This is a genomic window from Agromyces aureus (genome assembly GCF_001660485.1).
Classification (GTDB): Bacteria; Actinomycetota; Actinomycetes; order Actinomycetales; family Microbacteriaceae; genus Agromyces; species Agromyces aureus.
Window position 1 is genome coordinate 919,203 of the sequence record NZ_CP013979.1, and the last position, 12,351, is coordinate 931,553.

10 protein-coding genes are annotated in these 12,351 nt (G+C 71.5%); 7 read left to right on the forward strand and 3 right to left on the reverse strand.

The features are described from left to right. Positions 1–3: 3 nt before the first annotated feature. Entirely contained in the window at positions 4–1,251 is a 1,248-nt protein-coding gene (locus tag ATC03_RS03870; protein WP_067873319.1) for an AI-2E family transporter, read from the reverse strand. Positions 1,252–1,431: 180 nt separating this feature from the next. Next, a complete protein-coding gene (locus ATC03_RS03875; RefSeq protein ID WP_067873322.1) occupies positions 1,432–2,001 on the reverse strand; it encodes an NADPH-dependent F420 reductase in 570 nt (189 codons plus the stop codon). Between the two features lie 103 nt (positions 2,002–2,104). Here ATC03_RS03875 and ATC03_RS03880 point away from each other — a divergent pair, with 103 nt between their 5' ends. The 5 genes from ATC03_RS03880 (at position 2,105) to ATC03_RS03900 (ending at position 7,988) form a co-directional block, all read left to right on the forward strand. Further along, positions 2,105–2,647, forward strand: coding sequence for a MarR family winged helix-turn-helix transcriptional regulator (locus ATC03_RS03880; protein ID WP_067873325.1), 543 nt, complete (start codon positions 2,105–2,107; stop codon positions 2,645–2,647). Positions 2,648–2,770: 123 nt separating this feature from the next. Continuing rightward, a complete protein-coding gene (locus ATC03_RS03885) occupies positions 2,771–5,446 on the forward strand; it encodes a glycosyl hydrolase 2 galactose-binding domain-containing protein (protein WP_067873328.1) in 2,676 nt (891 codons plus the stop codon). Between the two features lie 147 nt (positions 5,447–5,593). Beyond that, entirely contained in the window at positions 5,594–6,955 is a 1,362-nt protein-coding gene (locus ATC03_RS03890) for a flavin-dependent oxidoreductase (protein WP_067873331.1), read from the forward strand. Continuing rightward, positions 6,952–7,521: a MarR family winged helix-turn-helix transcriptional regulator gene (locus tag ATC03_RS03895; RefSeq protein WP_067873333.1), complete on the forward strand. Its 570-nt coding sequence runs from the start codon at positions 6,952–6,954 to the stop codon at positions 7,519–7,521. The genes ATC03_RS03890 and ATC03_RS03895 overlap by 4 nt, the downstream gene beginning before the upstream one ends. After that, positions 7,518–7,988, forward strand: a complete 471-nt coding sequence (locus ATC03_RS03900; protein WP_067873336.1) for a DUF3237 domain-containing protein — start codon at positions 7,518–7,520, stop codon at positions 7,986–7,988. Before ATC03_RS03895 ends, ATC03_RS03900 begins: the two co-directional genes overlap by 4 nt. On the opposite strand, the gene ATC03_RS03905 is transcribed toward ATC03_RS03900, so the two are convergent. Next, complete coding sequence (locus tag ATC03_RS03905; RefSeq protein ID WP_198168763.1) at positions 7,973–8,587, reverse strand: TetR/AcrR family transcriptional regulator; 615 nt, start codon at positions 8,585–8,587, stop codon at positions 7,973–7,975. The genes ATC03_RS03900 and ATC03_RS03905 overlap by 16 nt on opposite strands. A gap of 119 nt (positions 8,588–8,706) precedes the next feature. Here ATC03_RS03905 and ATC03_RS03910 point away from each other — a divergent pair, with 119 nt between their 5' ends. Beyond that, the gene (locus tag ATC03_RS03910) at positions 8,707–9,708 is read left to right on the forward strand and encodes an SDR family NAD(P)-dependent oxidoreductase (RefSeq protein ID WP_067873344.1); all 1,002 of its coding nucleotides are present in this window, start codon (positions 8,707–8,709) and stop codon (positions 9,706–9,708) included. Between the two features lie 218 nt (positions 9,709–9,926). Further along, positions 9,927–12,224 (forward strand): DUF2510 domain-containing protein, encoded by a 2,298-nt coding sequence (locus ATC03_RS03915; protein ID WP_074400965.1) that lies wholly within the window; start codon positions 9,927–9,929, stop codon positions 12,222–12,224. Positions 12,225–12,351 lie beyond the last annotated feature (127 nt).

Sequence of the window (12,351 nt, forward strand, 5' to 3'; positions counted from 1 at the left end):
GCCTCAGCGCGAGGCGGGTGCCGGGTCGTCGGGCGAGTCGGCGCCGGCCGCCTCGACCGATTCGGGCACGCCCGACGTGTCTGCAGCCGTGGCGCCGGGGCCGGAGCCGGCGGCCTTGCCGGCTGCCGCGGCGGCCTTCGCCTCGGCCTTCTCCAGCTTGCTCGCGGTGTTGTCGCCGAGTAGGGGCTTGATCCACGGCATGCGCGGGTTGGTGTCGACGAGGAGCATGCGGACGAGCAGCGTGAGCGGGATCGCGAGGATCGCGCCGGTCGGCCCGAGCACGATCGCCCAGAAGAGCACCGAGAAGAACGTGATGCTCTGGCTGAGGGCGACCGCGTTGCCGACGACTCGGGGCTGGATGATCGACTGCACGCCGGCGTTCACGACGCCGTACAGCACGATGACGGCGATGACGGTCGGCCACCCGCCCGTGAGCGCGCCGAAGACGATCGGCGGGATGATCGCGATGAAGTAGCCGACATTGGGGATGAAGCTGCAGATGAACGAGAGCAGTCCCCAGATGAATGCACCCGGCACGCCGAGCAGCACGAGCACGAACCAGTTGATCAGGCCCTGCGCGACGCCGAGTGCCGTGGTGACGACCATGTAGCGCCGCACGTTCTTCGCGTAGTCCCGAATGGAATGCACGAACAGGGCCCGGTGCGGCTCGATCCGGCGGAGCACCCCGGGCAGCAGCGCCGAGTCCATCGCCATGAGCAGCACCATCGTGAAGATGATCACGAACGTCGTCGTGGCCCCGGCGAGCCCGCCGATCAAGCCCCAGACGACGCTGACGATCGACCCCGCGTCGAAGCTGCCGATCGCGGCCGAGATCTGGTCGGAGCCGATGCCGATCTTCGACAGCGCCTCGCCCACGCTCGCGACGGCGGCCTGGATCTGCGGGGCGAACTGCGGGAGGAGACTCGCGAACTGACTGAAGGCGACGGCCACGGCGTAGCCGAACACCACGATGAGAGCGAGCACGGTCACGATGGCGACCCCGGTGGCGATGCCCGTCGGTACGCGGCGGCGCTCGAGCGCGGTGCGCACCGGGCTCGCGCAGATCGTCAGCACGAGGGCGAGGAAGACCGGGGCGACGATCGACGAGATCGCGGCGAGGCCGAAGACGGCGAGCACGCCGCCGCCGAGGCCCGCGAGGAGGAGGGCGTTGCGGTTCACGGTCGAGGGCACCTCGTCGGCCGTCGGCGCCGCCTCGGGCGCAGGCTTCGGGTTCTTCCGGTTCCACCACATCGAGGTCAGGCTAGCGCCCGGCGGGCCTCGCCCGGCGGATTCGCTGAGGATTCGTCAGGCGCGGCGTGGTGCATCACCGGAGGGGAGACGACGAAACGGGTGGGGCCGCAGGTGCAGCCCCACCCGTTCTGGGGGTTCGTTCGGGAGGTCGGTTCGGTGGGTCGCGGGGGCGTTCGTCGACTACGCGGCGAGCGGGAACCCGCCGGTCCAGGAGATCTTCTCCTGCACGGCGAGCGTGAGCTGCAGGAACCCGAGCGACTCGAGCTCGCGGGCGCGCTTGAGCGAGCCGGCGTCGACGGCCTTCACGCCGCCCGCGCTGACGACCGAGGCGAGCAGCGCCTTGGCGTCGGCGTCGTCGCCCGCGATGAGCACGGTGGTGGCGGCGTCGCCGATGGTCTTGGAGGCGAGGGTGCTCGCGAAGTTCGTGTTGAAGGCCTTGAGCACGCGCGACTGGGGGAGTGCGTCGGCGAGGTCGGCCGCGGCCGAGCCGTCGGCGTCGACGACGAGGCCGTCGAAGGTCGAGAAGTCGAGGGGGTTCGTGATGTCGACGACGACCTTGCCGGCGAGCTGGTCGGCGCGCTCGGCGACGATCTGCGCGAGGGCGGGGTGCGGCACGGCCAGCACGACGATGTCGCCCGTGATGTCGGTGGTGGCGCGGTCGATGTACTCGACCGTCGTGCCGCCGTCGGCCAGCAGGCCGCCGATCGCGGTGCCCATGTTGCCGTTTCCGATGATGCTGACCGTGGTCATGTGGTTCTCCTCGTGATGCCGATGCGGCGGGTTTACTTGTTGGAACAACTAAACCGTAGCACGACATTGGTTGTCATGACAACCAATGCGCTAGAATCGGACCATGACCTCGATCCAGCCCTTCTCGCCGGTCGAAGCCACGGCATGGGCCAGGCTCGTCGCCGTGAGCGAACTGCTGCCGACCATGCTCGACGCGCAACTGCTGCGCGACGTCGAGCTCACCCACTTCGAGTACCTCGTGCTCTCGGTGCTCGCGGCCTCGCCCGAGCACACGAGTCGCATGACGCGGCTCGCGTCGCAGACCAACGCCACGCTCCCGCGGCTCTCGCACGTCGCTCGCCGACTCGAGCAGAAGGGCCTGCTCGAGCGCTTCCCGTGTCCTCAAGACAAGCGGGCCACCAACGCGCGCGTCACCGCCGCCGGCCTCTCCGTGCTCGAGCAGGCGGCGCCCGGCCACGTCGCGACCGTGCGGTCGAACGTGCTCGACGTGCTCGAGCCCGCCGAGCTCGAGCAGCTCGCCGCCATCAGCTCCCGCATCCTCGCCCGCCTCGACCCAGAGGGGCGCATGTCGGCGACGCAGTGCGACGCGGCCGCTCGGGCCGGGTCCGATGCGGTGCCGGATGCCACGGCGGCCGTTCCCGCGTAGGCCCGCCACCGGCATCCGCTCGCCCGAGCCGTCGCGCCGGGTACCCGATCGTGTCGCGGAATGCCACGCTGGAGTCGACCGAGCCGCACGGCCGGCAGGAGTCGTCGATCGAGCCCGGAGACCATGACCTCGTCAGCATCGCAGCACCCGCCCAGAGTCGAGCGACCCCTGCATGACGGATGGCGCGTGCGCGCGGCATCCGGACCGGTTCCCGATTCGCTCGGAACGGGGTCGATCGGCGCGGCCGCGATCGGGGGCGGCGCGATCACCGCGATCGGGGCGGCCGGGGACACCGCCGGCATCCCCGCAGTCGTGCCGGGCGTCGTGCACCTCGACCTCATGCGGGCGGGGCTCATCCCCGACCCGTACCTCGACGACCACGAATCGGCGCTCGCCTGGATCGGCCTGGTCGACTGGACCTACGAGACGACGTTCGAGCTGACGCACGAAGCGCGGGCCGCGGCATCCGTTCACGAATTGGTCTTCGACGGCCTCGACACCGTGGCGACCGTGTCGCTCAACGGCGTCGTGATCGCCGAGGTCGCGAACCAGCACCGAACGCACCGCATCGACGTGACCGCCCTCGTGCGCGACGGCGACAACGAGCTCGTCGTCGCGTTCCGCAGCCCGGTGAAGTACGCGAACGCGCAGAGCCTCGCGCTCGGCGCCAGGCCCCGGCCGTACCCGACCCCGTTCGACGCGATCCGCAAGTCGGCGTGCAGCTTCGGCTGGGACTGGGGCATCGCCACGGCGACGAGCGGCATCTGGCGGCCGGTGCGGCTCGAATCGTGGTCGACCGCGCGCCTCGACGACGTGCTCGTTCGCACCGAGGTCGACGGCGGGGGCGGTGCCGTGATCGTCGAGGTGTCGGTGGTGTTCGCCCCGAGTGCGGGAGGCGGCGGCGATGCCCGCGCCGCCGACCGACGCGACGCCGACCGACGCGACGTGCCGGTGTTCGTCTCGGTCGCGGTGGCCGGGCCGGGCCTCGACGAGATTCCGTCGGCCCTCGTCGACCTCGTCGACGGCCGGGCGAGCGTGCGCGTCGACCTCGAGCACGTCGAGCGCTGGTGGCCGATCGGCCATGGCGCGCAGCACCGGTACGTCGTCGACGTTCGGCTGCACGCCGGTGAGGTCGTCGATGCGACCCACCGCGTGGTCGGCTTCCGCGAGCTGCGCTGGAACACCGAACCGGATGCCGACGGCACGCCGTTCCAGCTGGTGGTGAACGATCGGCCGGTGTTCGTGAAGGGCGTCAACTGGATCCCCGACGACGCGTTCCCGGTTCGCGTCGACCGGGCCCGCTACCGCGAGCGACTCGAGCAGGCGGCATCCGCTGGGCTCAACCTCGTGCGTGTGTGGGGAGGGGGCATCTACGAGTCCGACGACTTCTACGACCTCTGCGACGAACTGGGACTGCTGACGTGGCAGGACTTCCTGTTCGCGTGCTCGGCGTACGCCGAGGAGGAGCCGCTGCGTTCGGAGGTCGCCGCCGAAGCGCGGGACAACATCGTGCGCCTCGCGCACCATCCGTCGCTCGCCCTGCTGACGGGCAACAACGAGAACCTCTGGGGGTACGAGGACTGGGGCTGGAAGCTCGCGCTCGATGGCAGGACCTGGGGCGCGTACTACTACCACGAGCTGTTTCCGAAGCTCGTGGCCGAGCACGCACCGCACGTGCCGTATGCGCCGGGCAGCCCGTTCAGCCCGGGCGGCCCGGGCGGCGAGCACGGCGGTGAGCAAGGCGGCGAGCATCCGAACGCCGAGGCGCACGGCACCATGCACGTCTGGGACCTCTGGAACCAGCAGGACTGGCCGCACTACCGCGACCTCGAACCGCGCTTCGTCGCCGAGTTCGGCTGGCAGGGGCCGCCGGCCTGGTCGACCCTCACGAGGGCGATCAGCGACGACCCGCTGACGCCCGAATCGCCCGGCATGATCGTGCACCAGAAGGCGACCGACGGCAACGCGAAGCTCACCGCGGGCCTCGTGCCCCACTACCGCGTGCCGAACGACATGGAGACCTGGCACTGGGCCATGCAGCTCAACCAGGCCAACGCCATCTCGTGCGCGCTCGACCACTACCGCTCGCACTGGCCCAAGACCGCGGGCGCCGTCGTCTGGCAGCTCAACGACTGCTGGCCGGTCACCTCGTGGGCCGCGATCGACGGCGACGGACACGCCAAGCCGCTGTTCCACGCGATCCGGAATGCGTTCGCGCCGCGCGTGGTGTCGATCCAGCCTCGGGTCGACGCCTCGGGTGCGTCCGCCCTGGCCGCCGTCCTCGGCAACGACGCCGACGACGGCTGGGTGGGCGAGGTCGTGTTCGAGCGGCGCGGCTTCGACGGGTCGGTGCTGGCCCGCGCCGCGGCATCCGTCGAGGTGGCGGCTCGGTCGTCGGCGACGGTGGCGATTCCGGTCGAGGTCGCCCAGGCGACGGATGCCGCGTGCGAGCTGCTCGTGGCCTCGCTCGACGGCGTACGCGGCCTCTGGTGGTTCGCCGAGCCGCGCGACAGTGCGCTCGCGGCCGCCGACGTGACGGTCGAGACCGCCTCGACCGGTGCCGGCGTCGTCGCCGTAACCGTCACGGCCGGCGCATCGGTCGTGCGCGACCTGACGCTGCTCTTCGACAAGCTCGACGTGCACGCTGCGGTGGATTCCGGCCTCGTGACGCTGCTGCCGGGGGAGTCGTGGGTGTTCACCGTGAGCGGAGTCTCGGCGCCGGGCGTGATCTCGGCCGAAGCGGTCTCCGATCCGCGCGTGCTGCGCAGCGGCAACCAGCTCGTGGCGCCGCCGGCCTGACAGCGCCCCGCTCGTGCGCGCCGTGCCCGCACGCGCCCACGCCCACGCGCCAACGCCCGCGGCGTGCGACGCCGTGCCGCGACATCCGCCCCTTGACAAGGAATTGTGTTTGTTTCAAACTCAATTCACCACTTGCAAGGAGGCAGCGTGAAGATCGTCATCATCGGAGCCGGCCTCGGCGGGCTCGCGACGGCCCTGAGTCTCGGGCGCGCGGGGTTCGAGGATGTGACGGTGATCGAGCGGGCCTCCGAGCTGCGCCCGCTCGGCGTCGGCATCAACCTGCTGCCGCACGCCGTGCGCGAGCTCACCGAACTCGGCCTCGCCGAGCAGGTCGCCGCGATCGCCGCAGCACCCGGGCGCCTCGCCTACTTCAACCGCCACGGCCAGCCCGTGTGGAGCGAGCCGCGTGGGCTCGACGCCGGCTACCAGTGGCCGCAGCTGTCGGTGCACCGCGGCGAGTTCCAGCTGCTGCTCGTCGAGGCGGTGCGCGAGCGCTTCGGCGCCGACGCCATCGGGCTCGGCTGGCGCGCGACGGGCGTCGAGCACGGCGTCGAGGTCTCCGATGCGACACGGGCGAGCGGCGGCATCCGTCGTCAGGAGCGCGTGCGGTTCGCGGATGCCGCGGGCGACGAGCTCGTGCTCGACGCCGACGTCGTCGTGGCCGCCGACGGCATCCACTCCGCGATCCGCGCGCAGGCGAACCCGGGCGAGGGCGCGCCCCCGTGGAACCGGCTCCTGCTCTGGCGCGGCACCGCGGTGGTTCCGACGTACCTCGACGGCCGCACGATGATCATGGCGGGCGACGCCGAGCAGAAGTTCGTGGCCTACCCGCTGGCCGCCGGCGCGACCGGCGAGGCAGCACCCGAGGGGTTCACGCGCGTGAACTTCATCGCCGAGCGCCGTGCGCCAGAGGGCGTCGACGAGACCGCCGACTGGAATCACGCCGTCGACCCCGCGCCCATCGTCGAGCTCTTCGCCGACTGGCGCTTCGACTGGCTCGACGTTCCGGGCGTGATCGCGGCGGCCGACGAGATCCTCGAGTACCCGATGGTCGACCGCGACCCGCTCGAGCGCTGGATCTTCGGCCGCACCACCCTGCTCGGCGACGCCGCGCACGCGCTCTACCCGAACGGGTCGAACGGGGCGTCGCAGGCGATCCTCGACGCGCGCACGCTCGCGTTCCACCTGGCGGGTGCCGCCGCGGCCGGCGGCGCCGGTGACGACACAGACGACGCGGACGACGGAAGCGCCATCGACGCCGCGCTCGCCGCATACGAGGCCGACCGCCGCCCGGCGACGACGAAGCTCAGCGGCATGACCCGACAGCTCGGCCCCGAGCGGGTCATGCAGCTCGCGTACGAACGGGCCCCGCAGGGGTTCGCCGACGTGCACGACGTGATCCCCGAGGCCGAGCTGCAGCAGATCGCGGACTCGTACAAGGTCGCGGCCGGGTTCCACCCCGACCGGCTCAACGAGCGCTCGTCGTTGACCCGTGCGGTGCGCGCATGACTTCGGCTGCGGCATCCGACGGCCTCGACGTCGCGCGCCTCAGCGGCCTGATCTCGCCGCTGCGACGCAGCCTGCTGCGCGCCGCACGTGCGGCCGAGCATCTGCCCGAGATCGCCGACGCCCAGATCGAGGTGCTGCGCGCGCTGCCGGCCGACGTCTCGCGCAGCCCGGTCGAACTCGCCGACGATCTCAGCCTCAACCGCACGACCGTGAGCAACCTGCTGAAGTCGATGGAGGCCGCCGGGCTCGTCACGAGGTCGACGGATGCCGCGGACCGCCGCCGCGTCGAGGTGCGCGCCTCGGGCGAGGCGCACCGACTGCTCGAGCGCTTCGACGCGGCCAGCGCGACCCTCGTCGGCGAGGCGCTCGCCGACCTCGACCCCGATGACGCCCGGGCGCTGGCCGCGGCGCTGCCCGCGCTCGAACGGCTGCGGGACGCGTTGCACGTTCTCTCGAGGGCGGCCACCGGCATCCGCTCGGCCGTCGAAGTCGAAGTCGACGTCGTCGGAGCCGCTGGAGCAGCGGTCGCCGCTGGAGCCGCAGACGCCGCCGAGGCCCGCGCATGAGCGGCGTCGAACCTCCGGCCACCCGGCTCGTGAAGCTGTTCCGCGCCGAGGTCGTCGTCGACGGCATCGAGGACCACGGCGTGACGAGCGTCGGACACCGCCGGGTCGTGCCGATCCTCGGCGGGCGCCTCAGTGCGGGGCTCGACGCCGAGGTGCTGCCGGGCGGCGCCGATTGGCAGGTCGTGCGGCCCGACGGCACCATCGAGATCGACACGCGCTACTCGGCGCGCACGCCGGCGGGCGACCTGCTGCACCTTCGCACGCACGGGATCCGCTCGGGGCCGCCCGAGGTGCTCGCGGCGCTCGGACGCGGCGAGGTCGTGCCGCCCGAGCAGTACACGTTCCGGCTGCACGTCGAGGTCGAGACCTCCGCCCCGGCCCTGGCGCAATTGCAGCGGCAGCTCATCGTCGGCGTCGCCGCCCGCGGGCCCCGCGAGATCGTCTACGACGCCTACCGGGTCGACTGACCCGAGTCGCGAACCGGCGCGGAGATGGGTTCGCCAGGCCCGACGAGCACGCGCCACACCCACTCGGCGGCGGTCTCGACACCCGGGCGCGGATCGAGCTCGAGCCAGGCCTGCACGACCGCGAGGCACGAGCCCGCGATGCCGGCCGCGACGATGTCGATCGGCAGCCCCTCGAACGCGGTCGTGCCGGAGGAGATGACGCCCTCGCGCGCCTGCGCGTGGAACCGGGCGCGGATGCGCGCCGCGACGATGGGGGAGCCGCGCTCGCCGAGGAGTCGTCGGTAGAGGTCGGCGTCGGCGTCGAAGTGCGCGAGGAACGCGACCATCGAATCCGGAAGCCGCGACGGGATGTCGGTGGGCACGTCGAGTTCGGCGACGGCCTCGATCTCGGCGGCCTCGATGGCATCGGCGAGCAGCGTGTCGCGGTCGTCGTAGTGCTGGTAGAAGCTCGAGCGGTTGACGCCGGCGGCGTCGGTGATCTCGGCGACCGTGGCGTCGTCGAAGCGGTCGGCCCGAGCCAGTTCGAGTGCGGCCTGCTGCAGCGCTCGGCGGGTGCGCTCAACGCGCGCATCCACTCGGTCCGACATCGCTTCGCCCACCCTCGCATTCTTGCAGTCTTCGGCGCGCGAAACCGTGACTTCGCCGACAATTGTCGGATATCCGACAGATGTTGTTTAGGCTGGAGGCATCCAGTTCGGAGTAGAAAAGGACCCCCGTCATGGCACTCACCGCCAACTCCACCATCGCCGAATGGCTCGCCGACCCCGCCGGTCACGCCGCGCTGCAGGGCCTCGTGAGCCAGGGCGGCGGCTCGACCGAGCAGCTCGCACCCATCGCCGGCCTGCCGCTGCAGCAGCTCGTCGTCATGAGCCAGGGCCAGATGCCGCAGGCGGCCGTCGATGAGCTCGTGAAGGCCGTGAACGGCGGCGTCATCCCCGAAGACGCCGAGTCCACCGCCTGGCAGGAGCAGGTCACCCCCGGCCGTTTCGCCGGCAAGACCGTGATCGTCACCGGCGCGGCATCCGGCATCGGCCGCGCCACTGCGAGCCGCATCGCACGTGAGGGCGGCCGCGTCGTCGCCGTCGACATCTCGGCCGAGAAGCTCGATGAGTTCGCGGCATCCATCCCCGGCTCCGAGATCGTGCCCGTCGCCGGCGACATCACCAAGCAGGAGTCGATCGACGCGATCGTCGCCGCCGCGGGTGACAAGATCTACGGCCTCGCCAACGTCGCCGGCATCAACGACGACTTCTCGCCGATCCACGAGACGCCCGACGCCATCTGGGACAAGGTCATGGCCGTCAACGTCACCGGCACGTTCAAGCTCACCCGCGCGGTCGTGCCGTTCATGCTCGAGGCCGGCAAGGGCTCGATCGTCAACGTCGCGAGCGAGGCCGGCCTGCGCGGCAACGCCTCTGGCAACGCCTACACGACCTCGAAGCACGCCGTCGTCGGCCTCACCAAGTCGGCCGCCTTCATGTACGCCCTGCAGGGCGTGCGCGTGAACGCCGTCGCCCCCGGCGGCGTCGCGACCGGCATCCCGTTCCCGCCGCACGTGTCCGAGGTCGGCTCCGCCCGGCTCGCGCCGTTCCAGGGTGCGATCCCGTCGGTCGCGACCGCCGAGGCGCTCGCCGCCTCGATCACGTTCCTGCTCAGCGAGGACGCCGTCAACATCAACGGCGCGATCCTCGCCTCCGACGGCGGCTGGTCGGTGCAGTAACCCGGACAGTCGCGACGCCTCACGGCGTGAACCGAGGGCGGGACGGATGCTGCGGCATCCGCCCCGCCCTTGTGCGTGCGCGGGGCGCCGTGCCGGGCGGGCATTCCGGCCACCGAGAGGACGGCTTTCGGGTGACCGGCGGGCGCGCCCACCGGCGGGACCGGTCCTCTCTCGTGGCGGTCTTCTGCGCCGGTGGGGGCACGTAAACTTGCCCGACGATGGATGAGCAGCCGACACCGCCCACACCCGAGATTCCCGCAGCCTGGTACCCCGACCCCTCGGGTGGCGCCGGACAGCGGTGGTGGGACGGCACCAAGTGGACCGAGCACGTGCACCCCGCGGTTCCGGATGCCACGGCGAACGCGGGTTCGGCCGGAGCCGGTGCCGGAGCCGGTGCTGCTGCCACCGCTGCCGTGACCGACGGCCAGGCGGCCGGTGGCACGGTGCCCGCCGCGAAGCGTTCGCGTCGCGGCCTCGTCATCGGGCTCATCGCCGGCGGCACCGCGGTGCTGCTCGTCGCCGGAACGGTGATCGGCCTGAACGTGGCCGGCGCGTTCGGCGGCGGTGGCGACCTGACCACGGTCGGCGGCTACGACTACGCGGAGCCGATGCTCGACCTCGAACGCGACCACGAGTTCGAGCTCCGCGCCGCCTACGACCTCGAGGCGAAGGCGAGCGAAGTCGGGGCGGAGGAGTTCGACACCGACTTCGCCTTCGAGGTGTTCACGGATGCCGCGCTCAGCAAGCACGCCCCGATCATGGTGAATCAGTGGAACGACACGGTCACCATTTCCGCTCAAGAGGACGCCGAGGCCCGTTACGCCGACAGCGACGCGTTCGAAGGCCGCGAAACGGAGAGCCCCCGCATCCGCGACATCGGCGAGGCCTACGGCGCCTGGGGCCTGAACGCCACCTACTACCTCGTGCAGCACCTCGACGAGCAGGGCGCCGAACTCGAGCGCCCGCGTGTCACCCCGTTCACCGTGCAGCACGAGCTCGAGGCGCCGACCGTGACCTTCGCCACCGACGGCGGCACGGGCAACCTCAGTGTCGCCTGGCAGGCGGTCGAGGGAGCGAGCAGCTACCTTGTCGTGGCGTCGTCGACCAACGGCAACACGCGGGAGATCTCCGTCGTCGGCGAGACCGACGGCGAGACGACCTGGTCGACCACCGATGCCGTGTTCGACATGAACGAGGGCAGCAAGGCGACCTGGGCGATCGAGCAGAACGTCGGGCTGCAGCTCTTCGACCGCAGTGCCGACGAGCTCGAGAACGACGCCACGGCGTACCAGATGGCCGAGCTGCTGCGCAGCGCCGAGTTCGATCTCGGCGTGATCGCGACCGATGGCACGTCGTACTCGCCGTACATCTCGTACGACGGGCTCTCGGTGGCCGGCGACCTGCCCTTCACGCGGGCCGAGGGTGCCACCGACGAGCTGTACCCCGACCGCATCGTCGGCGTCGCGAACCTGCAGTCCGTGCCGACGAAGTTCGCGTTCACCTCGCTCGACGGGGCCACGCGCCAGAGCGTCGCGTACGCCGACCCCGCCGCGGTCGTCGAGTACCCCGACTACTCCGCCGTCGGCATCCGGGGCAAGGGCACCGACCTCGGCATGTGGCTGAACCTCGAGCGCGGAGTCGACGTCGCGGCCGAGATCGCCGCGTTCAACGCGCGCGCCGAGGCCGAGGCGCCGACCACCGGCGGCGGCGTCGAGCTCGTCTCCGCCCCGGTCGACGAGATGATCGACCAGTTCGAGCCGTCGACGACGGCTCCGGCGACCGACCTGCCCATCGTCGCGAGCAACGACTTCACGCGTTACCTCGCCGCGAACCTCATCGACCGCCAGCAGGCGATCGACGTCTCGGCGTACGTCGGCGCGCCCGGCATGCCCTCGCTCGACGACGCGATTCAAGAGGCCACGGAGCAGAACCCCTACGTGGTCGGCGTCGACGGCTACGGGGCGAGCGACGGCATCCTCTACGTGACCTACACGGCCTCGGCCGACGATCTCGCCGCGAACCGCGATGCGACGTATGCGAAGGCGCAGGAGGTGGTCGCCGAGGTGATCACCGACGGCATGGGCGACGCCGAGAAGGTCACCGCGCTGAACGACTGGATCACGGCGAACGCCGAGTACGACTACGAGGCGCTCGCCGCGAAGGAGGCCCTGGGCTCCGTCCCCGACGCGGAGGCGGCGGCCTGGCAGGCCTCCGGCGCGTTGGTCGACGGCTCGGCGGTGTGCGCCGGGTACGCGTACGCGTTCGAGGCGCTGGCCCTCGAGGCCGGGCTCGACGCGGTGGTCGTCACCGGTGACGTCACGGCCGGCGGTCGCCACGCATGGAACAAGGTCTCGATCGACGGCCGGTGGCTCGCGGTCGACACCACCTGGAACGACGACGAGGCGGCGAACCAGTACCTCATGATCACCGACGCGGAGTTCACCGGGCCGGCCGAGCGCACCGAGGACATCTTCTGGATGCAGGACTCGCGCATCGGCGACTACGCGGCGAAGTAGCCCACGGGCGCTCGCGCGCGAACACGACGACGACGGCCGCAGGCATTCCGCCTGCGGCCGTCGTCGGTGTTGGCGAGCCGGTTGATCGGTGGTCCCGCCGTCGGGCGGCCGACTGCGGCATCCGCTT

What these genes read in the sequence shown, in the direction of transcription:
- ATC03_RS03870 (WP_067873319.1), bottom strand. Translation starts at nt 1,251, where the DNA reads ATGTGGTGGAACCGGAAGAACCCGAAGCCTGCGCCCGAGGCGGCGCCG.
- ATC03_RS03875 (WP_067873322.1), bottom strand. Translation starts at nt 2,001, where the DNA reads ATGACCACGGTCAGCATCATCGGAAACGGCAACATGGGCACCGCGATC.
- ATC03_RS03880 (WP_067873325.1), top strand. Translation starts at nt 2,105, where the DNA reads ATGACCTCGATCCAGCCCTTCTCGCCGGTCGAAGCCACGGCATGGGCC.
- ATC03_RS03885 (WP_067873328.1), top strand. Translation starts at nt 2,771, where the DNA reads ATGACCTCGTCAGCATCGCAGCACCCGCCCAGAGTCGAGCGACCCCTG.
- ATC03_RS03895 (WP_067873333.1), top strand. Translation starts at nt 6,952, where the DNA reads ATGACTTCGGCTGCGGCATCCGACGGCCTCGACGTCGCGCGCCTCAGC.
- ATC03_RS03900 (WP_067873336.1), top strand. Translation starts at nt 7,518, where the DNA reads ATGAGCGGCGTCGAACCTCCGGCCACCCGGCTCGTGAAGCTGTTCCGC.
- ATC03_RS03910 (WP_067873344.1), top strand. Translation starts at nt 8,707, where the DNA reads ATGGCACTCACCGCCAACTCCACCATCGCCGAATGGCTCGCCGACCCC.
- ATC03_RS03915 (WP_074400965.1), top strand. Translation starts at nt 9,927, where the DNA reads ATGGATGAGCAGCCGACACCGCCCACACCCGAGATTCCCGCAGCCTGG.